Consider the following 24065-nt stretch of genomic DNA (forward strand, 5'->3'; position numbering starts at 1 on the left):
CTTCGCCCCGCCATGTCCGAGCAATCCTCCCGCACCGAGCTCTCCGCCATCGGGGAGTTCGGCCTCATCGAGCGTCTCGCCTCGCGCATCCGCTTGCAGCAATCATCGACTGTCAGGGGCATCGGCGACGATGCCGCGGTGATCGATCCGCAGGGCCTCCACCAAGTGGTCACCACCGATATGCTGGTGGAGGGCGTCCACTTCGACCTGGGCTATGTGCCACTCCGCCACCTGGGCTACAAGGCCATCGTCGTCAATCTGAGCGATGTGTATGCCATGAACGCCGAGCCCAGGCAGGTCATCGTGGCCCTCGCCCTCAGCAACCGCTTCCCGGTGGAGGCGGTGGATGAGCTCTATGAAGGCATGCTGCTCGCGTGCCGCAACTACGGGGTGGACCTGGTGGGCGGCGACACCTGCAGCAGCACAAGCGGCCTCGTCATCGGCATTACGGCCATCGGTGCGGCGCTGCCTGGCGACCTCGTGTACCGGTCGGGTGCTCGGGAGCATGACCTGCTGGTGGTGAGCGGCGACCTCGGCGGGGCCTACATGGGGCTACAGGTGCTCGAGCGCGAGAAGGCCGTCTTCAAGGAGACCGGTGCGCAGCCCGACCTCGCGGGCCACGACTACATCCTGGAGCGCCAGCTCAAGCCCGAGGCGCGCCGCGACATCGTCGCACTGCTCCGCCAGCTGGGGGTGCGGCCCACGGCGATGATCGACATCAGCGACGGGCTCGCCAGCGAGGCCATCCACATCGCTCGTTCCTCGGCCCTTGGCGTCAGGCTATACGACGAGAAGCTGCCCATCGACCCTCATACCTACGGCACCGCGCGCGAGTTCGGCCTCGACCCCACCACCTGTGCGCTGAATGGCGGGGAGGATTACGAGCTGCTTTTCACTATCGCTCCGTCGGACTATGAGAAGGTGAAGGGCAATCCCAGCCTTACGGTGGTGGGCCATATGACCGACCGGGGCAGCGGCTACCGGCTGGTGGACAGGCAAGGCGGCGAGCATGAGCTGCGCGCCCAAGGCTGGGATGCTTTCCTGACCGCGCGCTAGGCGGCGCGGTGCAGGCGGGCCGCGCGCTCCTTGAGCGTCAGCGCAAAGGGCTTGCCCAAGATGCGGCTCTCGGCCCAGGCGATGGGGTCGAGGTGGTCGAGTACACGGCGTTCCATAGGGTCTTCGAGCAGCGCAAGCGTGTCCTCGCGGAAGTCGGTGAGGGCCTGGGTGCGCTCCTGGGCGCTCTTGGCGCGCGCGAGCGAACGCATCAGCTGCAGCAGGCGGGGCTCGAAGCGATGGACCACGCGATGGATGCGCAGGTAGCGCTCCGTGTTGCGCACCGCGTAGGGCAGCAGGTCGTACTTGCCCAGGTCGGCCAGGATCAGCAGGTGCAGCAGCCGCGTGAAGCAGGCCGTATCACTGGTGTCGTCGTGCCGGGTGGCGTTCAGGGCCTCGTTGGCGCGTTTGAGCGCGCCCTCCGGATCGCCGGCCGCGAGGTGTGCGTAGGCGGACAGGTATTGCAGCGCCGCGCGGCGCACGGGTCCAAGGCGCGGTCCGTGCTGCCTCAGGCCGCGCTCCAGCACCGGCATGAGCTCCATGGCGCGCTCCACCTGGCCTACGCGCAGGTGCATGCTCAGCTCAAGGCTCGTGGTGGTGGCGAAGAGCTTCACATCCAGGTCCTCGGTCTCGGGCATGCCCCATTGGGCCGGCAGGGCGCGGAAGCGTCTGAGCAGCTCGAAGGCCTCGTCGTGCAGGCCGCATTGCACGGTAACGTAGGCTAGGTTGCTCATCACGCCCAGGATCAGGTTCGGCTCTTCCTTGAACCGGTGCCGCTCGCGCTCAAGCAGGTCCAGGTTGGCGAGGAGATGCCGACGGCTCTCTTGCGCCGCACCGGCGGCGAAGGCGGCAGCGCTGCGCACATGATGGTGCAGGAACTGGGCCTGCGAGGTGAGCAGCTCCGCCCCGTCGTGCAGCAGCGGGTGTTGAAGCAGGACCTGCACCGCGGCCAGGGCGGCGGCTCCACGTGCGCTGCCCTGCCGATAGAGCAGCAGGAACAGGCGGCTCTTCACGTCCCATAGTGCGTCGATCTGGGCCTGGGCTTCCCGCAACCGGCCCGAACGCTCCCGCATCGTGTCGAGCCCCGCATCATCCAGGCCGGCGTAATTGCGGCATTCATGCAGCCGTCGCTCCCAATCGGCCACCTGCTGCAGGCCGGGCAGCCGCTCCATGGCTTCGGCCATCTTCCGTGCGCTCTGCAGCACCTTCCAAGCGTCGGTATACAGCGCGCGCTTGTGCAGCAGCTCCACCTGGTGCAGCAGACGGTGCAAGCGGGCATCCGTGGAGCTTTCCGCATGGAAGGCCTCCAGGCTGTGCAGGATCGCCTCGTAGAGCCGGCGCTTGGTGATGGCGAAATGCCGCATGAACGGCGCTTCCTGGAACCGCTCGAGGAGGGCGCGCTCATCGAAGACGGGCATGCCGGCGATGGCATCGAAAAGCACCTGCTGGTTGCTGCCTGGTTCCTGTCCGTTGCGGGCCAAATGCACCTTGAAGTAGCGCTTCTCGGCCGGGCTCATCGACTGGATGAGGCGATGCACATGGTCCTGGCTGGTATGCGGCATGGCAGGGGTATCAGGTACGGGAAAGTACCCGGAGGCCCTGTTGCGCCCCAAGCTCCTGCGGGGAATGGTTGCAATGGCCCAGCGATGGGTGGAAATGAAAACGCCCGGTGACCCGGGCGTCCATCGGAGGAAGCGCGCTGAGGGGGGTCAGCTCGGCTTCTTCTTGCGATTGCGCTCTCCGTCACCAACGTCGTCACCGTCGTCGCTGATGGATGCACCGTCCTTGTCCGTCTTGCGGCCCGAACCCTGCCCTGAATTGGAGGGGTCGGTTTCCGAGGTGATGCCACCCTTGCTCTTGGTCGTACCGTTTTCATTCGCATGGCACGGCCCGATGGCCTCCTCCTTGGCGCAGCTGACGGCCATGAACGCGAGCAGGGCCAAGGTCAACAGATATGAAGGAATCCGACGCATGATTCGATTGTCAAATGTAGTGCACGGAATGGCCGTTCACAAGCCCTCGGCGGACTTTATTACGGACTGTTGGACAGGCAGTTCGATGGTCACCTCCGTGCCAATGCTCCGTTGGCTGGCCAGGTCCCACCGTTGCTTGGGCCCATCAATCCGGATATCGGTCAATTCGAGCCGACGCAAGACATCCGCCCGGCCCTTGGTGATCTCGATGCCCCTGGAGATGTGGTCGTTCTCCTGACCGGCTTTGGCCTTGCGGCTTTCGTCGACGCCGATGCCGTCATCCGCAATCCGCACCATGACCCGGCCTGCGTCCGTAGTGGGTTCCACGGTGATCTCCACATGCCCTTGGTGCCCCATGGGCAGGATGCCGTGCCAGATGCTGTTCTCCACGTAGGGCTGAAGCATCATGGCGGGCAGGCGCACCTGAGTGGCATCCACCGCGGGGTCCACCGCGATGGTGTAGCGGAACTTGTCCTTGAAGCGCATGTGCTCCAGCTTCAGGTAGAGCTCCAAGCGCTCCAATTCCTCGGCCAGCGTGGTGGTGTCGCTCTGGCTGGCATCGAGGTTCTTACGGATGAGCTTCGCGAAGCTGGTGAGGTAGCGGCTGGCCGTGGCCCGGTCCTGCCGGTTGATGTGGAACTGGATGCTGTTGAGGGCGTTGAAGACGAAATGGCGGTTCATGTTGGCGTTGAGCGCCTGCTGCTCCAGCTGCAGCATGCGCGACCGAAGCACCAGCTGCCGCGTGCGCTCACGGCGCTCCCGCCTTTGGGTGCGGATGCGGTGGATGCCCCAGGCCAGGGCTGCGGCAGCGGCCGCGCAGGCGGCGAAGAACCACCAGCGTGCCCAGTAGGGCGGGTCGATTCGGAAGGAGAAGGTCGCTGGAGCGCTCCAAGGGCCATTGCCCACGGCGGCCATCACCTCGAAGGTGTAGTCGCCATGCGGGAGGTTGCTGAAGCTGGCGAAGCGGGCTTCCGTGGCGGGCAGCCAGTCGGGATCGAGGCCCGTGAGGCGGTATCGGAAGCGCACTTGCTCGGGTCGGTTGAAGGCAACGGCCGTATAATCGAAGGTGAGGTAGTGGCGCCGATAGGAGAGGTGCAGGCCGGCCGGCAGCCCATCGGCATCCAGGCTGTCGCAGGCATCCTTCCAAGCGCTGGGCTGCAGGAAGGAGCGCACACCGGTGATGTGCACCCGCGGCACTGGATCCGAGGCCGCATGGCCATTGGTCAAGGGGCTGTGCAGCACGGTGCCCGATGCGCTGCCGAAGAGGAGTCGCCCTTTCGTCCAGGCGTGGGCCGCGTTCAGGTTGAACTCGAGTCCGCGCAGGCCATCGCTCAGGGTGATGTGCGTGTAGGCGGAACTGTCGGCCAGCAGGCTGTCCGGGTGGAAGCGGAAGAGCCCGTTATTGGTGCCGGCCCAGACCAGGCCGTGCTCGTCGGCGATCAGGAAATCGATGTAGTTGGAGCCGAAGTCCTGCGCCATGCGGATGCATCTGGCTCCGCCGTCCTTCAGGCATGACAGGCCGTTGGCGGTGCCCACCCAGGTGCGGCCCGCCTGGTCGCGCAGCAGGCAGAGGGCGGTCTCATCGCAGAGCCCCTCGCTCTCCCCGAAGCGGAGGAAGGAGCCGTTCCGGTACCGGTAGCACCCATCGTCACCGGCCAATTCGAGCGTGCCATCGGGCAGTCCGATGATGGCCCGCACCGAGCGCTGCGGGGCTCCCGCGCCCCGGGCCGCGGTGGTGGTGGATCCATCCGGGGCCAACGAGAAGAGCCCCTCGCGTGTGCCGCACCAGATGCGTCCCGACGGGTCCTGGTGCAGGGCGAAGACGCGCGAGCCGGCAAGCGGCGCTTCCCCTTGGGGGCGCTCCACGACACCATTCACCACGCGGGCGAGGCCGTCGCTCGTGCCGAACCACATGGTCCCGTCCTGGGCGAGGAGCCCCGACCAGATGGTGTTGTTCGGCAGTCCGTCCAGCGTGGTGATCATGGCCATGCCATCCAGCCGGCACAGGCCGTTGTCGTAGGTGCCCAGCCACAGATCGCCTCGGGAGTCAGGCGTGACGCTCATCACCTGGTCGCTGCAGAGCCCATCCTTCACCGTGAAGGTGACGAAGCGGTCGCCGAGGTAGAGCAGCACCCCCGCGCCATCGGTGCCGAACCAGATATTGCCCTCGTGGTCCTGGAAGGCGCATTGGATGTTGTCGTTCGGCAGGCCTTGATGCACGGTGAAGGTCCGCAGGCGCTGCCCATCGTATTGGTTCAGGCCGAGCTTGGTGCCCACCCAGAGCCGGTCGCGGTCATCGATCAGCAGGCAGCGGACGTTGTTCTGCAGTAAGCCGGTCTCCTCGTCGAACTCCGCCAGCAGGCGGCCATCCGGCGCGATGCGGTACAGCCCGCTGCCCAGGGTGCCCACCCACCAGGAGCCGTCCGCAGCCTCTTCCAGCGCGCTCACCAGCTTGGGCTCGGCATCACCCACCGGCACGGCCCTGCAACCGGAGGCCGAGCAATGGAGGAGGCCGTTGCGCAGGCCCACCAGTAGGCTGCCGTCGCGCAGCTGGTGCAGCGCGCGCACATGGGTGGCGGTATCCGAGGGATACCCCGGGAACGGGTGCGTGCCGCCGGCATCGCGCACGTGCAGCCCGCCCCCGTCGGTGCCGATGTACAGGGCGCCGTCAGCGCCGGCGATCAGGCCCAGGATGCGCGAGCCCTTGTCTGCGCCGGGCACAGGCTCGGTGATCAGCCGGTTGCCATCGACCCTGGCCAGCATGTTTCCGGTGCCCATCCACAGCCTGCCTTCGCGGTCACACGCCATCGCGCTCACCTGGGCATCGGGCAGGCCGTCCTGCAGCGAACGGTTCTGGAAGGTGACACCGTCGAATCGGCTTGCGCCGCCAAGCGTGCCCACCCAGAGGTAGCCGCGGCCGTCCTGCGACATGGCCCGCACCTGGCTCTGCGCGAGACCATCGCGCGCCGTGAGCTGCCGGAAGGCGTGCTGTTGCGCGTGGCCCAGCGCTGCAACGAGCGCGGCCAGCGTGAGGGTCAAGGGGCGCATCGCCCGCAAATCTCAGAACGTGTTGATCAATCCCAGGAAATCCGGCAGGCGGCGGCGGGAGACCGGGATGAGTGCGCCGTTGTCCAGCACCGCCATGTTGCCCTCCGTGCGGCTGAAGCCCTTCAGGTGGGCGAGGTTGATGATGTACGACTTGTGAACGCGGAAGAAGGTCTTCGGGTCCAGGTTGTCCTCGAAGACGCGGATGTGCTTGCTGCTTACCGAGCGCTTGCCGTCCTTCAGGTGGATGGTGGTGTAGCTGTCGTTGGCCTCGAGGTAGAGGATGTCCTCATGCTTCAGCAGTACCAGCCCGTCGCGTCCGGGGATGGCCACGCGCGAGCTCAGCGGCGATTCAGGGTCCTTCATCAGCGCCGCGATCGCCGAAGGCTGTTGGCCCACCAGTTCGCCGGTGGCCTTGGTGAGCTTCTTCACCGCCCGCTCGAGCTCCTCGTGGTCAATGGGCTTCTCCAGGTAGTCCAGGGCGTTCTCCTTGAAGGCCTTCAGGGCATACTCGTCGTAGGCCGTGGTGAAGACCACGGGCAGGTCGAGCTCGGCGATGGAGGCCAGCAGCTGGAAGCCGTCCTCTCCCGGCATCTTGATGTCGAGGAACAGCGCATTGGGCTGCAGCTCCTGGATCCGTTGCCGCGCTTCGGCGGCGTTGCCGGCCTGTCCCACCACCTGCACGTCGGGGCAATGCTCCTCCAGCATCAGGCGGAGGTTCTCCCGGGCATCGGCCTCGTCGTCCACGATCAGCACGCGCAATGACATATCGCTGGGTTTGGCGAAAAGATAGGTGCTTGGACCCATGCGGCGGCGGTGTGCCAGCCACCGGCGCCAGCGGCACGGCCATCGGCAACGGCCATCCCCCGGCCCGGCCTTGCACGGGCCATGCGCTCCCTTGTCCGTACGCTCGCTGGCCGCTGCCGATGCTCGTTCCGCCCTTTCCACGGGTTCCGCATGGGGGTAGCTTAGTGGCAAGTTCACGCATTAACCCCTCGTTGCCATGCGTACTGATAGCACTGCACCGTTCTGGATGTTCAACGACCAGGGGAGCTGATTCCCCGCTTGGATCAGGGTTTGGTTTGGTTTGGTGGTGGAGGCCCGGTCGGCGCAAGCCGATCGGGCCTCGGGTTTACAGGAACCAATGACCGGCTGCCTGCGTAGGAAGGCCCAAGACGAGAGCCATGCCACAGCCGACCCGCGAGATTCGATTGCGCATCGATCAGCTCGAGCGCCTGCTCATGTTCGACTACGAGCCGGGCACGGCGGATGCCCTGTTCGACATCTGCGACAGCAGCGGCCATATTGTGAAGACCGGTGAGGTGAACGGCCCTGTGACCCGGGTGCGCATCACCGACCTGGATGGCGAGGAGTATTACCTGATGGTGCTGGACGGGGAGACCTCCACCGTGCAGCCCTTCCAACTCCGCCGCGTCGCTTGACCTCCTCCACGCCGATCATCCCCTCGTACCGCGCCCTCACCATCGCCGGCAATGTGCTGGAAAAGGACGAGCAGGGCGAAGTGTACCACACGCTCGTGACGGATACCACGCTGCCCGATGCGGTGGAGGTGGTGTTCGAGCTGAGCTGATCAGCATCCCCTTCTTCGAACCTTGCCGACCGTTCACGCGATGAGACGTTTCGTTCCTCGTGGCGCGCCGTTGCAACGCATGCCATGAGCCTATGTTGGCCTTGCGCAGCGGTCATATCGGTTGCGCAGGTGCCATGCGCAATCGATCCACCCTGCTTGTCGCGCTCTTGGCAGCCGCGCCATACTCCTCCGCAGCACAGGCCTATAGCGAACTGAACATCGGCGATGCGCGTGCTCGGTTCTATGCCAATGGACGCGTTTCCTTGAGCCAGTCGCCCGGGCCCTCGAACTTCGAGGTGCCGATCGGCAGCGGGGCGAGCGTGCTATATGCCGGCGGTATGTGGATGGGCGGCGAAACCAACGGCGGTTTGCTCCGGGTGTCGAAGAGCTTCTACGCCCAGGATGAAACGGAGAGCTTCTATCCGGGACCGCTTTCCTTGTCCTTTGGATATACCGATGCCGCCACCTCCCAGGCCTACAACCAGGTGTGGAACGTGACGCGCGAGCAGGTCGAGCGGCATCTGCTATTCTTCACCTGCATGGCCGATCCGAATTGCTCCATCAACGATGAGTTCCCTACGGGCTACATCATTCCATCAGGGATCGCGACCTGGCCGGCGATGGGCAATGGCGCAGCCAACTATGAGGCCTACTTGGCGCCGTTCTTCGACTTCGACCAGGACGGCACCTATGATGCTCAAGCCGGTGATGCTCCATGCATTCTCGGGGACCAGGCGCTGTTCAGCGTGTTCGGCGACTACCTGAGCCTCTCCGCCGGTCAGCCCGCATTGCGCGTTGAGGTGCAGCAGATGCCCTTCGCCTTCGCCAGTGGCGACCCCGCGCTGGACCAGACCGTCTTCGTCCGGTACCACCTGATCAACCGCTCCAATCAGACCTACAATAACATGATGATCGGATTCTTCAATGACTTCGATCTCGGTTGCGCGAATGATGATTTCATCGGATGCGACCCATCCCGGAATCTGGCCTATGTGTACAACTGGAGCGATTTCGACCCGACCTGCTTGGGAACGGTCGGCTATGGCCAGCAGCCTCCCGCATTCGGCATGGTGCTCCTGAAGGGACCCTTGCAGGATCCGGATGGTCAAGCGAACCCGGCGGGGAGTCTGCTTCCGCAGTGGAACGGCCATGGCTTCGGAGACAACTTCGTGGACAATGAGCGCCATGGGCTGTCGCACTTCCTGTACTTCAACCGGGAAACGCCGAACGTTGCGGCCACCGACCCGGTCATCCCGCAGCACTACTACAACTACATGCGCGGCATCTGGAGGGACGGTGTGACCATGACCTATGGCGGCAATGGCTACTCGACATCTCCGGATGCGATTCCCGCTCGGTTCATGTACCCTGGTGCCAATGACCCGGTTGGCGCCGGAACCGGAGGACTGCCCCAGGCACCGTGGAGCGATGCGGACATGACATTGGTCGATCGCCGGGGCGTCATGAGCTCAGGCCCCATCACCCTTGAACCCGGCGAGCATGTCGATCTGCTGTTTGCATACGTGTATGCGCGCGCTGGCAGCGGAGGCGCATTCGCGAGCGTGGCCGCACTCCAAGCCCGTGTCGATTCCGTTCGTGCCTTTGCGCAAACATTGCCCATCTGGGATGTTCCCGAGAACCAGCCCTACGCCGGCATGTGCATGGACTATGCGACCATCGGAATCGCTGAAATCCTGAGCTCACGTGAGTTGACCCTCTTTCCATCGCCTGCCGATGCCGTGGCGCATTTCGCTGTTCCCGCGTCGCTGATCGGTGGCACGCTCACTATTCGTGACGCCACCGGCCGTATGGTGCTGCAGCAGCCCATTCACGCAGAGCGCAGCACCCTCGACGTGAGCGGACTTGCCATCGGGCTGTACACCTGCGAGGCCGTGGCGCGCAACCTGCGCTTGACCGGCCGGCTGATGAAGGAATGAAGCGGGCAATCGCTCGCAATGGCGGTTCACCGAGCGCCGTCGCGCGCGTTGCTCAGCGATGCTCGGCACGTGCCGCAGGCCGCACCTGCGTGGCCAGCACCCAGGCCGCGGTGGCGAGCATGCCCAGCATCAGGAGCGCATTGGCCCCGGGCCAGTGCATCGTCTTGAAGATCATCCCGCAGAGCACCGTCACAATGGCGGGTGCGAACCAGCCAGGCTTGCTGATCAGGATCGTCCATGGCCGACGTTTGCTCATAAGCCGGAGCACCAACGCTACGGCGGTGAGCAATGCGCTGCACAGCACGATGTAGCCGGCTCCCGGCCAGTGAAGGAGCTTGAACAGAACGCCGACAATGAGACCGGCCAGTCCGAATGCGCGGAGATTCATGGTGAAGCGGTTTTGTTCCTCTAATGCGGAACCGTCAATAGGGTAACACGGTGCTTCATAAGCCCCGCGACAACGCGCGGGGCTTCCACGTTTAATGGAACAGGCCCTGAAGCGCCGCCGGATTGGAAGTGATGAGCCGTGTTTCAAGGAAACCGACCACCGCCATGATAGCTATCAGCAGGATGTCGGGAAGTTGGGCCTTCTTACGAAGGAGCAGCCATCCGAGGACTAGAAATGCGGTGAGGATCGTGATCCAACCGGTGACCCAGAAGGCCATGAACACACCTTCGGTGGTTTCGCCCCCGCTGCCTCCGCTGATACCGTATAGGAACGCGAATGCGAGGCCCAAGACGTTGCAGAGGACAGGCCAGTAGGCAAACCGCATAAAGAAGGATCACGCCACCACCTTCCTCCGGCTCATCAGCTCCTCCACCGCATCCGCCTCCACCGGGATGTCGGCGAAGAGGTCGATCGGGTTGTCCCGGGTCACCAGGATGTTGTTCTCCAGGCGGATCCCGAGCTTCTCCTCGCGGATGTAGATGCCCGGCTCCACGGTGAAGACCATGTCCGGCTGGATCATCTCGTTCCACAGGCCCACGTCGTGCACATCCAGGCCCAGGAAGTGGCTGGTGCCGTGCATGAAGTACTTCTTGTAGAGCGGACGCTCGGGGTCCTGCTTCGCCACGTCGGTCTTGTCCAGCAGGCCCAGGCCGATCAGCTCGCTCTCCATGATCTTGCCCACTTCCTTGTGGTAGTCGGCGAGCAGGGTGCCGGGGCGCAGCAGTTGCGTGGCTGCGTTCTTCACGCGCAGCACCGCGTTGTACACGTCCTTCTGGCGTTTGGTGAAGCGGCCGTTCACGGGGATGCAGCGGGTGAGGTCGCTGGCGTAACCGCCGTACTCGCAGCCGAAGTCCATCAGGATCACATCGCCGTCGTTGCACACCTGATCGTTGGTGATGTAGTGCAGCACGCAGGCGTTGTAGCCGCTGGCGATGATGGGCGTGTAGGCGTGGCCGCGCGAGCCGTTGCGCAGGAACTCGTGCGTGATCTCCGCTTCGATGGCGTACTCCTTCACGCCGGGCTTCACGAAGCCGCATACCCGCTCGAAGGCCTTGCCGGTGATGGCGATGGCGCGCTTCATCTGCGCCACCTCCTCCTGCGTCTTGCGGCTGCGGATGCGGTGCATGATGGGCGCGCTGCGCTTCACGCTGTGCAGCGGGTATTGCACGCGCAGCTCCTTGTTCTTGCGGTCCTCGCGCGTCTCCACCTCGTTGTGCTGGCGCAGGTGCTCGTTGCTGTTCAGGACCAGGTGCTCGCACTGCGGCACCAGGCGCTTGATGGTGGCCTCATAGCTGCTCGTCCACAGCACCGTGGCGATGCCGCTGAGGTCGCGCGCCTCCTGCTGGCTGAACTTGGCGCCCTCCCAGATGGCGATCAGCTCGCTGGTCTCGCGCACGAAGAGGATCTCGCGGTCCTTCGGGTCCACCGCATCGGGGAAGAGCAGCAGGATCGTCTCCTCCTGGTCGATGCCCGTGAGGTAGAAGATGTCGCTCGCCTGCTTGAACGGCATCGTGCCATCGGCGCTGGTGGGCATGATGTCGTTGCTGTGGAACACGGCCAGACTGCCTTTCTCCAGGTGCTGGCGGAAGCGGAGGCGGTGCTCGCGGTAGGTGGACGCAGAGAGCGGTGTGTAGCGCATAGGGCGAAGGTATGGAGGGCGCGAAGCTTCAATGCTCAAGCTACAAGCATCAAGGCCCAAGGCACGCCGTTGAAGCTTGGGACCTTAGCCTTGTGACTTGAGGCTTGTTCTGGGCGTGCCGGCTCGAGGACTCGCCGTCGGGCTATCCGCTGCAAGTCCGCACTCGTCGTTCCTCCTCGCTTACGGGCTTTCCGCTTCTATCCCTCACGCGGTACATCTTCCCCAGGAGCCCTTGCCCAAATGGGGCTATACCACCTTCATCGCCTTGGCTCCTTATCCTTGTGATCACCTAGCCGATCCCCATGCCCCACATCCTCGTCTCCATCTCCCTTTCCCCCGAAGGCATGGCACACATCCGGTCCACCCCGGACCTGCAGAAGGCCGAGATGGAGTACGTCAACCGGTGGAAGGAAGAGGGACTCCTCGAGAGCTTCTTCATTAGCACCGACCGGACGGGGGCGTTCCTGCTCCTGAGCGGGGTGGAGCTGGGCCGGGCGAAGGAACTGGTCGGCGATCTGCCGTACTTCCCCTACATGGCCCAGGTGCACTATTTCGAGCTGGACAAGCAGTTCTGAGAAGCTTAACCACAGAGGCACGGAGAGCACAGAGGGGTCATCAGCCATGATGGAGTCGCATTTCTCTGTGTCCTCTGTGCCTCTGTGGTGAACTTGTAAGGCACTTGAGGCATGCCCAAACCCAACAAGACCCAGGCCACCACCGCCAGCGTCTCCGCCTTCATCGACAAGCACCCCAAGGAGGAGATGCGTGATGACAGCCGGGTGCTGATCAACCTGATGCAGGAGCTTACCGGCGAGGAGCCGCACATGTACGGCCCGAGCATCATCGGCTTCGGCACCTACCACTACACCTATGCGAGCGGCCATTCGGGCAGCGCACCCCTCGCGGCCTTCAGTCCGCGCAAGCCGGAGCTGGTGATCTACCTGGCCCAGGAGGCCTTGGAAGCGGATGTGCTGGCCAAGCTGGGCAAGCACAAGGCCACGAAGGGCTGCCTCTACGTGAAGCGCTTGGCCGACATCGACCTGAAGGTGCTGCAGACGCTGATCAGGAAGTCCATCGCGACCACGAGGAAAGCATACCCGTCCGGCTGAGGACCAGGGGGATACCGGTTCGCCAGCGCCTGTTACCTTCGCGCCGCGAACGCTTCCACCCCGTTCGCTGTTGCAAGGACATGGCACGAAGCGCTCTCCTCGGATCATCGCTGGCGAAGAAGTATTGGATGGCCCTTACGGGCCTTTTCCTTGTCGTGTTCCTGTTCGCCCACCTGGCCGGCAACCTGCAGCTGCTGGACATGAGCCCCGAGGGACAGCTCAAGTTCAACGCCTACGCCAAGTTCATGACCTCCTTCCCCCTCGTGAAGGCGGTGAGCTACCTGCTCTACTTCAGCATCCTGTTCCATGCCTTCGACGGCTTCCTGCTGACGATCCAGAACCGCAAGGCGCGCCCAGTGCGCTATATGAAGGAGAACGCCGCGGCGAACAGGAGCTGGGCCAGCAACAACATGGCGCTGCTCGGCACGCTTATCCTGGTCTTCCTGGTGATCCACATGAAGAGCTTCTGGTTCGAGATGCACTGGGGCGACATCGGGACGGACACCGACGGCAACAAGGATCTTTACACCGTGGTGGCCGCGGCCTTCAGCCAGCTCTGGTACGTGGCGCTCTACGTGGTGATGATGACGGTGCTGGCCTTCCACCTGCTGCACGGGTTCCAGAGCGCCTTCCAGAGCCTGGGCCTCAACCATCCGCGCTACACTCCGGTGATCAAGAACATCGGCGTATTCATCGCCGTTGTGGTGCCCGTTTTCTTCGCACTCATCCCCGTGTGGATGTTCGTGAACCGCTGACCTCCACCCGCATGCTTCGCGCCAGTTGCCACCTGTCAATCGTCCGCACCGCGTGCCAGCGGCTTGACAAGGGGTTTTGGAGAACCGACAATCGCATTCCATGAGCAAGCTCGACAGCAAGATCCCTCCCGGTCCCATCGACAAGAAGTGGACCTACCACAAGGGGCACATGCGCATCGTGGCGCCAGCGAACAAGCGCCGCATCGATGTCATCGTGGTGGGCACCGGCCTGGCCGGTGGTGCCGCCGCGGCCTCGTTGGCGGAGATGGGCTACAACGTGAAGGCCTTCTGCTTCCAGGACAGCGCCCGGCGCGCCCACAGCATCGCCGCGCAGGGGGGCATCAATGCCGCCAAGAACTACATGAACGACGGTGACAGCACGTACCGTCTGTTCTACGACACCGTGAAGGGCGGCGATTACCGGGCCCGCGAGGCCAACGTGTACCGACTGGCTGAGGTGAGCGCCAACATCATCGACCAGTGCGTGGCGCAGGGAGTGCCCTTCGCCCGTGACTACGGCGGACTGCTGGACAACCGCTCCTTCGGCGGGGTGCAGGTGAGCCGCACCTTCTATGCCCGCGGACAGACCGGCCAGCAGCTGCTGCTCGGTGCCTACAGCGCGCTGATGCGCCAGGTGGGCAAGGGCACGGTGAAGATGTACGACCGCCACGAGATGCTCGATGTGGTGATCGTGGACGGCAAGGCGCGCGGCATCATCGCCCGCAACCTGATCACCGGCGAGATCGAGCGGCACGGCGCGCATGCGGTGCTGCTGTGCACCGGCGGCTATGGCAACGTGTTCTTCCTGAGCACGAACGCCATGGGCAGCAACGTCACCGCCGCGTGGAAGGCGCACAAGCGCGGGGCCTTCTTCGGCAACCCCTGCTACACGCAGATCCACCCCACCTGCATCCCGGTGAGCGGCACGCACCAGAGCAAGCTCACGCTGATGTCCGAATCGCTCCGCAACGACGGACGCATATGGGTGCCCGCCAAGCTCGATGACGCGAAGGCGATCCGGGAAGGCAAGAAGAAAGGCAGCGACATCCCCGAGGCCGACCGCGACTACTACCTGGAGCGCCGCTACCCGGCCTTCGGCAACCTGGTGCCGCGCGACGTGGCCAGCCGTGCCGCCAAGGAGCGTTGCGATGCGGGCTTCGGTGTGAACAAGACCGGTGAGGCCGTGTATCTCGACTTCAGCGCGGCCATCGAGCGCTACGGCAAGCTCCAGGCGAACATCCTGAAGCTGGAGAACCCCAGCAAGGAGAAGATCCGCGAGCTGGGCGAGGCGGTCGTGAGCGAGAAGTACGGGAACCTCTTCGACATGTACGAGAACATCGTCGGCGAGAACCCCTATAAGGAGCCGATGAAGATCTACCCCGCCGTGCACTACACCATGGGCGGCCTGTGGGTGGATTACAACCTGCAGACCACCGTACCGGGCCTCTTCGCGCTGGGCGAGGCCAACTTCAGCGACCACGGCGCCAATCGCCTCGGTGCCTCAGCGCTGATGCAGGGCCTGGCCGACGGCTACTTCGTGATCCCCTACACCGTGGGCGATTACCTGGCCGACGACATCCGCACCGGCCCCATCGACACCAAGCGTCCCGAGTTCGACGCCGCCGAGAAGGAGGTGACCGACCGCATCAACCACTTCATCAACAACAAGGGCACCAAGCCGGTGGATGAGTTCCACCGCCGACTGGGCAAGGTGATGTGGGACAAGTGCGGCATGGCGCGCAACGAGCAGGGCCTGAAGGAGGCCATCCAGGAGATCCGCCAGATCCGTGCGGAGTTCTGGAAGGATGTGCGCGTACCCGCCAAGGCCAACGAGTTCAACCAGGAACTGGAGAAGGCCGGTCGTGTGGCCGACTTCCTGGAGCTGGGCGAGCTGATGTGCATGGACGCGCTGCACCGGAACGAGAGCTGCGGCGGCCATTTCCGCGAGGAGTACCAGGAGATGGAGGGGCCGCAGCAGGGCGAGGCCAAGCGCGACGATGCCAACTTCGCCTACGTGGCCGCCTGGGAGTGGCTGGGCGAGGCCGGCAAGGCCGAGCTGCACAAGGAGCCGCTCACCTTCGAGGAGGTGAAACTGACGCAGCGGAGCTACAAGTAGGTGAATGGCGAATGGTCATTGGTGAATGGGAAATACCCGGAGCTGACATGAGCCAGGAACGACTGGATGCCTTCAATGAACTCTGCGTGGTGGAGCCGAACGAGCCCTATGGGTCCATCAGCAGCTACCGTGACCTCATCATCTGGCAACACTCCATGGACACCACAGAGATGGTGTATGAGTTCGCGGCGCTGCTGCCCAACGAGGAGCGTTTCGGCCTGGTCAGCCAAATGTGCCGGGCGGCGGTTTCCATGCCTGCCAACATCGCAGAAGGATGGGGCCGCGGCACCAGTAGTGATCGCCAACTGCTCAGTTACCTCCGGATCACGCGTGGTTCACTGTACGAGCTCGAAACACATCTGGAACTTGCTCGTCGGCTATACCGCAAGCTCCGCTTGGACCCTACGCCGATCACATCTCGCCTCACCTCGATAGCGCGGATGTTGAACAAAATGATCGTGAAGATCGAGGCCCGTTACGAATCACTTCGCAAGGACCGTGATGGCAGATGAGGCCTGCCCATTCGCCATTCACCATTGACCATTCACCATGAAACTGACACTGAAGATCTGGCGCCAGAACGGTCCCAACGATAAGGGCCGCATGGAGACCTATCCCGTGAACGACGTGTCCGAGGACATGTCCTTCCTGGAGATGCTGGACGTGCTGAACGACCAGCTGATCCGCGAGGGCAAGGACCCGGTCGCCTTCGACCACGACTGCCGCGAGGGCATCTGTGGCATGTGCAGCCTGTTCATCAATGGTGAACCCCACGGCCCGGGCCGCGGCATCACCACCTGCCAGTTGCACATGCGCAAGTTCAAGGATGGGGACACCATATTCATCGAGCCTTGGCGCAGCGCGGCCTTCCCCGTGATCAAGGACCTGGCCGTGAACCGCGGGTCCTTCGATCGCATCCAGGCCGCCGGCGGTTTCGTCAGTGTGAACACCAGCGGGAACCTGGTGGACGGCAACGCGGTGCCCATCCCGAAGGATGATGCCGATAAGGCCTTCGACGCCGCTACCTGCATCGGCTGTGGGGCCTGCGTGGCCACCTGCCCCAACGGCAGCGCCATGCTCTTCGTGGCCGCCAAGGTGAGCCAGTTCGCCCTGCTGCCCCAGGGTCGTCCCGAGGCCAAGCGCCGCGTGCTGGCCATGGTGGACCAGATGGACAAGGAGGGCTTCGGCAACTGCAGCAACACCGGCGCCTGCGAGGTGGAATGCCCCAAGGGCATCAGCTTGGAGCACATCGCCCGCATGAACAGGGAATACCTGGCGGCGAGCGTGACGAAGGAGTGAAAGATCACTGATGAACTACTGGAAAGGCCGTCATCGACGGCCTTTCTTGTTCCCTACCTATGGCCCGTGGTGAACTCGGACCCGCGTCCATTTAGCTTAGCCGAGCATGCGGTTGACCAGCAAGCTCCCCCACGTCGGCACCACCATCTTCACGGTGATGAGCAAGCTCGCGCAGGAGTGCGGCGCCATCAACCTGAGCCAGGGCTTCCCCGACTTCCCCATCGACAGCAGGCTCATCGAGTTGGTGGACAAGGCCATGCGGGCCGGGCACAACCAGTACGCGCCCATGCCGGGTCTGCCGGCCTTGCGGGAGGCCATCGCGGTCAAGGTGAAGCGGCTGTACGGCTTCAACTATGATCCCGACACGGAGGTGACGGTGACAGCGGGCGGTACCCAGGCCATCTTCACGGCCCTGGGGGCGGTCGTCCATCCCGGCGATGAGGTGATCATCATCGATCCTGCCTATGACTGCTACGCGCCCACGGTGGAGCTGTTCGGCGGCAGGCCGGTGCATGTGCGCCTGGGTGCGGACATGAAGTTCGATGCGGGAGCGGTGAAGGCGGCCATCACGCCCCGCACCCGCATGCTGATGATCAACACGCCGCACAACCCGGCAGGCACCATCCTGCGCGATGCGGACATGCGGCGGATCGCCGACCTGCTGCGCGGCACCGACATCCTGCTGCTGAGCGACGAGGTTTACGAGCACTTGGTCTTCGATGGCGAGCCCCACGCTTCCGCGATCAACTACCCGGAGCTGCGCGAACGCGCCTTTGTGATCTTCAGCTTCGGCAAGGTGTTCCACGTCACCGGCTGGAAGATGGGCTATGCCCTGGCCCCGAAGGCCCTGATGGCTGAGTTCCGCAAGGTGCACCAGTTCAACGTGTTCAGCGCGAACACACCGATGCAGCATGCCTTGGCGGCCTACATGCAGGAGCCCGCGCATTACGAGCAGGTCTCGGCCTTCTACCAGGCCAAGCGGGATCGCTTCGTGGCCGGCATGAGGAACTCGCGGTTCACGCTGCTGCCCTGCGAGGGCTCGTACTTCCAGACGGCCGATTACAGTGCCATCAGCGACGAGGGCGATCGGGCCTTTGCCGAACGCGTGGCGAGGGAGTTCGGGGTGGCGACGATCCCGCTTTCTCCCTTCTACCAGGAGCCTCCGCCCGGTCAACGACTGCTGCGCTTCTGCTTCGCCAAGCAGGACGCTACCTTGGACGCAGCGATCGAGAAGCTATGCAGGATCTGAGGGTAACGCTGGTGCAGAGCCACCTGCACTGGGAGGATGCCGCGGAGAACCGCGCGCTCTTCACCGCCAAGTTCAAGGACCTTCGCGGTGCCACCGACCTGGTGGTGCTTCCGGAGATGTTCACCACGGGCTTCACCATGCGTAGCCGTGAGCTCGCCGAACGCATGGATGGCCGTACGGTGACGTGGATGAAGGAACAGGCCCAAGCGATGGATGCAGCGCTCTATGGCAGCGTCATCATCCGGGAAGGCGATCACTGTTACAACCGGGGCTTGTTCGTCACGCCGGATGGCACGGTGACGACCTACGACAAGCGGCACCTGTTCCGCTTTGCGAAAGAGACGGACCACTACACCGCCGGTGCCGAACGCGTGGTGGTGGAATGGCGTGGCTGGCGTATCCTGCTGCAGATCTGCTTCGACCTGCGCTTCCCGGTGTTCGCGCGCAACCGCGGCGATTACGATGCCATCCTCTACGTGGCCAACTGGCCCGAGGTGCGCCGCTACCCGTGGAGCCAGCTGCTTATCGCACGGGCCATCGAGAACCAATCCTACGTGGTGGGGGTGAACCGCGTTGGCCAGGACGGCAATGGCCACCTCTATTCCGGCGATACCGCGGTGGTCGATCCGCGGGGCGCGGTGCAAGGGCTCCAGGCAGGGAGCGAAGGCGTGCTGACCGTCCGTTTCGACGGCATGGCGCTGGATGACTTCCGTGCCAAATTCCCGGTAGCCCTCGAGGCCGATGCATTCGACCTCAGGCTCTGAGCGGGACCGTCAGCGCAGGACCTGGATGTGGCCCATCTGCGTCTGGGTCACCCCCACCGTGCCGTCCTCGTCGAGGTAGAACTGGTATTCGAGTCGCCAGACGTAGACATCGTTCTTCACCGGTTCGCCGCGGTACATGCCATCCCATCCCACACTCGCATCGTCTGTCTCGAACAGCAGTTCGCCCCACCGGTTGTGCACCACCAGATGGATGGAGGCGATGCTCTTCCCGACCGGCATGAACACATCATTGATGCCATCGCCGTTGGGGGTGAAGGTGTTGGGCACGAAGAGGGTCGCCGGGCAGAACTCGATGACCTGTGCGGAATCCGCAGTGGCGCAATCGTAGGCATTCCGTACGTGCACGTAGTACCAGCCGTAGGCACTGGCCATGATCACGCGATTCGTCTCGCCTGTGCTCCACGTGTAGGAGGAGCCCGGGTTCCCGGCGTCTATGACCACGTATTTCGGCTCATCGTCCAGGCAGGTGTGGAATTCGCGCACGGCCATGCGGACGGGCGATGGGTTGAAGAGCACGGTGATGGCATCGCTGCGCTGGCAGTATCCGTTGCTGACGCTCACGCTGTATGTGCCGGCGTGGCGAACGGAGAGGTAGCGGCCGGTCGCCCCGGTGCTCCAGAGTCCGGTTCCGCCATCGCCTGCATCGAGCAGGAGCTCCTGGCCATCGCACAGTACCGTATCCAGGCCGAGCTCAACGGCCGGGGGCGCCATCAGCGTCACGGAGGCTTCATGGGTGGCGGTGCACCCGTTCGGCGCGGTGACCTGCACGCTGAAGGAGCCGCTGGCGGCAGCCGTGATGGTCTGGGTGGTGGCGCCGGTGCTCCAGAGGAATGCGCTTCCGGCATTGCCGGCGTCAAGCGTCGGTGGGGTATCGATGCAGGCGGTGGCATCCTCCAGGGCATCGATGGGGCCGGGCATCACCGAGAGGGTGATCGTATCATCCGCAGCACAGGACCCATCGGTGACGGTCACGGCGTAGGTGCCGCTGGCCGCTGCCACGATGGTCTGCGTGGTTGAGCCATTGCTCCAGAGGTAGGCTGCACCCGGATTCCCCGCATCGAGGGTGAGCGATTGGCCCTGGCAGATGCTCGTATCGCTGCCGAGCGCAATGATCACGGCGGACTGGAGCGTGACCAGGGCATCGAAGGTGGCTGCACAGCCCTGCGGCGTGGTCACTGTCACGGCATAGGTGCCGGTGGCATCGGGCGTGATGCTCTGCGTGGTGGCGCCGGTGCTCCAGAGGTAGCTGCAGCCGGGATTGCCGGCGCTGAGCGTGGGCGGCGCGGTGATGCAAGCGGTGACATCCGTGAGGGGGTCGGCAGGGAGGGGGCTGAACTGCACCTCCACCGCATCGCTCGCGGCGCAGCCATTCGCATCCGTCACGGTAACCGCATAGCTGCCGCTGGAGCTGACCTGTATCGATGGTGTCTGAGCACCGGTGCTCCAGAGGATGGTGGCGCCCGCATTGCCGGCGTTGAGCGTCTGCGATGCGCTGCCGCAGATGCTCAGATCGGGGCCGAGCTCCACCGACGGGAGCGGATGCAGGGTGACGTTGAAGGTGGTGGCGGCCTCGCAGCCGAGGGTATCCGTCATGGTCACAGTATGCGGGCCGCTCTGTACCGGAGTGATGGCGGGCGTCACGGCGCCGGTGCTCCAGGAGTAGACCACGGCGGGCACCGGTGCAGTGAGTATGAGCGGAACATCCGCGCAGGTGCTCACTGAAATCTCGTCGGGAACCGAGGCGAAGGCCCGTGTGATGGTGACCTGTGCGCTTACGGAGCAGCCGATGGGATCGCTCACCGTCACGGAGTAGGTAGCGGTGGCATCGGTGAGGATCGTGGGCGATTGGATATTGGCCGCGTTCAGGTTCGCTGCGGGCGACCAGCTGTAGATGGGGTTGGGCACGTTGTGCTCCACGTTGAGCGGGTGGCCCAGCGCGGTGCAGAGCGTCAGGTCGGGACCGGCCGTCGCCGTGTAGCCGGTGTTCACCGTGATGGTGACCGACTGGCTCAGCTGACAGCCGCTTGCCGTATGCGTCACGGTGCAGGTGTAGGTGGTGGTCTGCGCCGGCGTGGCCACCGGATCGGGGATGTTGCTGCTGCTGAGGCCGTCGCCGGTCCAGCTGAAGGTGAGCCCGCTGCCGCCCGATACCGCGGCCTGCAGCTGTGCAGTCTGGCCTTGGCAGAGCGTGGTGGCGCTCGCGGTCACCTGCAGCCCGAAGAGCTGTCCCACGGTGATGGTGGTCTGGCCCGCGGCTGTGCACCCGGCGCTGGTAGTAGCGCTCACGCTGTAGGTGGTGGTCTGCGCCGGGGTGGCCACCGGGTCGGCGATGGTGGTGCCGCTCAGGCTGCCATCATCCGGCGACCATGCGTAGGTGATGCCGGTTCCGGAGCTGGGCGTCGCTTGGAGCTGGATCCCGCTGGCGGAGCACAAGGTCTGGCTGGGGGTCACGTTGAGGCTGAAGGCTGGCAGCACCTCCACGTAGACCGAATCGGTGTAGACGCAACCGGCAAGGGGGTCCGTGGCGCTGAGCACGTACCAGCCGCTCGCAGTGGGCGCTGCGGTCGGATGCGCCGCGTTCGGGGCCGAGAGCGTCCCTGGCTGGCTCCAGGCATAGGCGGCGTATCCCTCATCGTATAAGGCGAGGAGGAAGTCATCGATGGCCCAGTTGTCATGCCCGGCTCCCTGGTTGGCCAGCTGACGCAGGCGGAACATGACGCTCGGTCCCTGGGCCGGCGGCGGGATGGTGACCGTTACCGGCATGAAGACAGGGTAATCGGATTCCGGGAAGGTGGCAAGGGCCGACCAGCCAAGGCCGTTGTTGGTTGAGTATTCCAGCGAGATGTCGTCTCCGGGCTCCGCATCATCGCAGGGCGAGGTGCCCGTGGCGACCTTCAGCTTGAAGCGGATCTCGCCGCCGCCCAGGGTGCTGTAGGCGATGGTCTGTGCGCTCCGCTGGCCGTTGCCGTTGAAGTAGAGCGCGGAGCCGCTGAAGGCGCCGCAGTTGAGGCTCACGGCACCGCCTTGGATGGCGGTCCAGGAGCTGCCTGGCGGGCCATCGAAGCCGTCGCGCGCAGCGGCCCTCAGGACCCGGCTCTGGAGCTGCGTGGTGTTCCCCAGGCAGACCGTTGCCGGCTCTGCGCTCACGGAAAGGTCGATGATGGCACCGGGTGTCACCGTCACAAGGATGCTATCGATCATCTCGCCGCAGCCGGATGGGCTTGTGACCTGGACGCCGTACCATGTGGTTCCGACCGGCAGGGCGATGGGGCTGCTAGAGGCCGGGTCATCGAGCGTGGCATCGGGCCACCAGTCGATGTCGAACCAAGCCGGATCCGGAGATGGCGTGAGGGCGAGCTGGACCGGCTCGTACTGGCAGGCATTGATGGCGGGCTGCCCGTTGGCGCTCAGCAGCGTCGGCAGCGTAAGCGGCATGCCCACATGGTAGGTGAAGGATTGCGGACAGCCGCTCACGTCCAGCAGGCCGCTCACCGTGTAGCTCTCGGTTCCGGAGGGGGTGATGGTAAGCGTGCCTCCCGTGCCCAGGATGATGTCCGGTGCGCTGGCGGAGGCCCACTGGAAATTCGTCAGCGAACCGGGTGCGTTGAGCGTGATGGTTCCCGCGCCGCAGACCGTTGAGTCCTGCGTCACGTGCGCGGCATCGATGTCGCTGACGGATGCGGCGTAGCTCTCGCCGAATCCAAGTCCGAAGGCGTACGCCTGAAGGCCGGCGGGGCATGCCACACGGTGCAGACCGGCCGTTACCGGGAGCCGGGCATGCATGCGGTCAGCGCAGCCGGCATAGGGCTGGAAGAGGGCTGCGCTCACCGGTGAGCCGTCCAGCGTCACCTGGCCCGTCGCCCCGCTGGGCACCACGATGCTCACGCTATGGGCGCTCACCTGGCTGCTGGTGGAGGTGTTGAAGCGGGCGCTCGTGGAGAGGCGATCGGCGGGCGACAGCAGCACCAGCGAGGGGTCGCCGTTACCGACGCAGCTGTAGCCCTCCAGCAGCTGGGCAACGCTCACCGGAAGGCTGGATGCGATGCAGGCCGGCGTGCCGCTGCCATTCACCTCGTGCCGCTGTCCGGCGTTCAGGGTGATCGGCGCTCCTCCGGCGATGCTCACCGTGGTGCCGTCCTGGTGCGCCATGATGCGATAGGTGCTCCCGCTCACGCCGTTCACCGGCACCGTGTAGTACCGGGTCCCCCAGGCGCTCAGGGGCAGGCATTGCTCGAAGATGTGATCGCATGCGGAGCAGGATCCGGGCACCGTGGCGCACATCGATCCGCCCATGACCACGAAGGGCCGGCATGGCCCGCTCTGGGCGGTGCCTTCCACGAGGGTCCCCGTCAGGTCGAGCATGTCCGTCGCTGCCTGCACCTGGTAGATCTGGCCGGCACTAAGGCTCACCGTGAAGGGCACACCGGCAGGGCGTCCTCCTGCGGTGTTCACGGAAGGCGTGATCCGCACCTCCGTCCCGTCCTCGGTGGCGAGCACGGCGAATTCGCTCTTGTGGAGGTTGTTGAAGTTGGGGAGGCCCTGGTAGGCATCCACGCGATAAGCGGTGCCCAAAGAGGCTTCCGGCAGCACCTGTGACAGGTCGTGCGTATAGTTCTGGAAGCTCGAGATGAAGACGTTCACGCTGTCCTGCGCTTGGATGAGCACCCCCTTGCCTTGGATGGTCTCTGTCCCGGTGGCCTCGGCACTGGTGGGCACATCCACCACCACCACCCCGTTGGCCGCCACGCTGAACGGTGCGCTCCAGCCCATGATGGGGATGCTCACCGTGCCGCTGGTCGATTGGCCGGACACGATGTGGACGCGCAAGGCCTGTGCGCCGAATCCGTTCTGCATGAAGGCCGCCCAGAAGCGCTTGCCGCGCGTGGGCAGCACGGAGGCCTCCTGCGCCGCTGCGGATGAAGCGAGCAGCAGGCATAGCGCTGCGGCTGAGATGACGCAGCTGCGATGGAAGGGAGTTCTCAGGTCGGTTCGTTCGGCCATCCTTGCCACCGAAGAGCGGAATGGTGGCGGCCGTTCTACGCGATCGGCGGACCGAGGTTCCTATG

20 protein-coding genes are annotated in these 24065 nt (G+C 64.5%); 12 read left to right on the plus strand and 8 right to left on the minus strand.

Annotation, left to right across the window (positions count from 1 at the left end; genetic code table 11):
- The first annotated feature begins 12 nt into the window (after positions 1–12).
- The gene (thiL, locus tag QY325_14010; GenBank protein WKZ65871.1) at positions 13–1056 is read left to right on the plus strand and encodes a thiamine-phosphate kinase; all 1044 of its coding nucleotides are present in this window, start codon (positions 13–15) and stop codon (positions 1054–1056) included.
- On the opposite strand, the gene QY325_14015 is transcribed toward thiL, so the two are convergent.
- From QY325_14015 to QY325_14030, 4 genes are all read right to left on the minus strand, one after another.
- Positions 1053–2615, minus strand: a complete 1563-nt coding sequence (locus tag QY325_14015) for a hypothetical protein (GenBank protein ID WKZ65872.1) — start codon at positions 2613–2615, stop codon at positions 1053–1055. The two genes, thiL and QY325_14015, sit on opposite strands and share 4 nt — an antisense overlap.
- 147 nt (positions 2616–2762) lie before the next feature.
- Positions 2763–2996, minus strand: a complete 234-nt coding sequence (locus QY325_14020; GenBank protein ID WKZ65873.1) for a hypothetical protein — start codon at positions 2994–2996, stop codon at positions 2763–2765.
- Positions 2997–3062: 66 nt separating this feature from the next.
- Positions 3063–6074, minus strand: coding sequence for a two-component regulator propeller domain-containing protein (locus QY325_14025; GenBank protein WKZ65874.1), 3012 nt, complete (start codon positions 6072–6074; stop codon positions 3063–3065).
- Between the two features lie 12 nt (positions 6075–6086).
- Positions 6087–6839, minus strand: a complete 753-nt coding sequence (locus QY325_14030) for a LytTR family DNA-binding domain-containing protein (GenBank protein WKZ65875.1) — start codon at positions 6837–6839, stop codon at positions 6087–6089.
- A 416-nt stretch (positions 6840–7255) separates the two neighbouring features.
- On the opposite strand from QY325_14030, the gene QY325_14035 reads away from it, so the two are divergent.
- The 3 genes from QY325_14035 (at position 7256) to QY325_14045 (ending at position 9599) form a co-directional block, all read left to right on the plus strand.
- Positions 7256–7513, plus strand: coding sequence for a hypothetical protein (locus tag QY325_14035; GenBank protein ID WKZ65876.1), 258 nt, complete (start codon positions 7256–7258; stop codon positions 7511–7513).
- A complete protein-coding gene (locus tag QY325_14040; protein WKZ65877.1) occupies positions 7510–7662 on the plus strand; it encodes a hypothetical protein in 153 nt (50 codons plus the stop codon). Before QY325_14035 ends, QY325_14040 begins: the two co-directional genes overlap by 4 nt.
- Before the next feature lie 134 nt (positions 7663–7796).
- Positions 7797–9599 (plus strand): T9SS type A sorting domain-containing protein, encoded by a 1803-nt coding sequence (locus tag QY325_14045; GenBank protein WKZ65878.1) that lies wholly within the window; start codon positions 7797–7799, stop codon positions 9597–9599.
- 52 nt (positions 9600–9651) lie between these two features.
- On the opposite strand, the gene QY325_14050 is transcribed toward QY325_14045, so the two are convergent.
- The 3 genes from QY325_14050 to QY325_14060 all read right to left on the minus strand — a co-directional run bounded on the left by QY325_14050 (position 9652) and on the right by QY325_14060 (position 11686).
- Positions 9652–9987 (minus strand): hypothetical protein, encoded by a 336-nt coding sequence (locus QY325_14050; GenBank protein WKZ65879.1) that lies wholly within the window; start codon positions 9985–9987, stop codon positions 9652–9654.
- 91 nt (positions 9988–10078) lie between these two features.
- Positions 10079–10264: a hypothetical protein gene (locus QY325_14055; GenBank protein ID WKZ65880.1), complete on the minus strand. Its 186-nt coding sequence runs from the start codon at positions 10262–10264 to the stop codon at positions 10079–10081.
- A gap of 117 nt (positions 10265–10381) precedes the next feature.
- Positions 10382–11686 (minus strand): aminopeptidase P family protein, encoded by a 1305-nt coding sequence (locus tag QY325_14060; protein ID WKZ65881.1) that lies wholly within the window; start codon positions 11684–11686, stop codon positions 10382–10384.
- A 302-nt stretch (positions 11687–11988) separates the two neighbouring features.
- On the opposite strand from QY325_14060, the gene QY325_14065 reads away from it, so the two are divergent.
- The 8 genes from QY325_14065 to QY325_14100 all read left to right on the plus strand — a co-directional run bounded on the left by QY325_14065 (position 11989) and on the right by QY325_14100 (position 18978).
- Positions 11989–12261 (plus strand): hypothetical protein, encoded by a 273-nt coding sequence (locus tag QY325_14065; protein ID WKZ65882.1) that lies wholly within the window; start codon positions 11989–11991, stop codon positions 12259–12261.
- Positions 12262–12372: 111 nt separating this feature from the next.
- Positions 12373–12795, plus strand: a complete 423-nt coding sequence (locus QY325_14070) for a DUF1801 domain-containing protein (protein WKZ65883.1) — start codon at positions 12373–12375, stop codon at positions 12793–12795.
- A gap of 80 nt (positions 12796–12875) precedes the next feature.
- Entirely contained in the window at positions 12876–13550 is a 675-nt protein-coding gene (locus QY325_14075; GenBank protein WKZ65884.1) for a succinate dehydrogenase cytochrome b subunit, read from the plus strand.
- 100 nt (positions 13551–13650) lie between these two features.
- On the plus strand, positions 13651–15666 hold the full coding sequence (locus tag QY325_14080) for a fumarate reductase/succinate dehydrogenase flavoprotein subunit (protein WKZ65885.1): 2016 nt from the start codon (positions 13651–13653) through the stop codon (positions 15664–15666).
- A 47-nt stretch (positions 15667–15713) separates the two neighbouring features.
- Positions 15714–16178, plus strand: coding sequence for a four helix bundle protein (locus QY325_14085; protein WKZ65886.1), 465 nt, complete (start codon positions 15714–15716; stop codon positions 16176–16178).
- A 37-nt stretch (positions 16179–16215) separates the two neighbouring features.
- Positions 16216–16965 carry a succinate dehydrogenase/fumarate reductase iron-sulfur subunit gene (locus tag QY325_14090; protein ID WKZ65887.1) on the plus strand — a complete coding sequence of 250 codons (750 nt, stop codon included), beginning with the start codon at positions 16216–16218 and terminating at the stop codon, positions 16963–16965.
- A gap of 106 nt (positions 16966–17071) precedes the next feature.
- A complete protein-coding gene (locus tag QY325_14095; GenBank protein WKZ65888.1) occupies positions 17072–18214 on the plus strand; it encodes a pyridoxal phosphate-dependent aminotransferase in 1143 nt (380 codons plus the stop codon).
- On the plus strand, positions 18202–18978 hold the full coding sequence (locus tag QY325_14100) for an amidohydrolase (GenBank protein ID WKZ65889.1): 777 nt from the start codon (positions 18202–18204) through the stop codon (positions 18976–18978). The genes QY325_14095 and QY325_14100 overlap by 13 nt, the downstream gene beginning before the upstream one ends.
- Positions 18979–18987: 9 nt before the next feature.
- Here QY325_14100 and QY325_14105 read toward each other — a convergent pair whose 3' ends face one another.
- Positions 18988–24000, minus strand: a complete 5013-nt coding sequence (locus tag QY325_14105; protein ID WKZ65890.1) for a gliding motility-associated C-terminal domain-containing protein — start codon at positions 23998–24000, stop codon at positions 18988–18990.
- Positions 24001–24065 lie beyond the last annotated feature (65 nt).

This window comes from Flavobacteriales bacterium (assembly GCA_030584065.1).
Lineage (GTDB): Bacteria > Bacteroidota > Bacteroidia > Flavobacteriales_F > PHOS-HE28 > PHOS-HE28.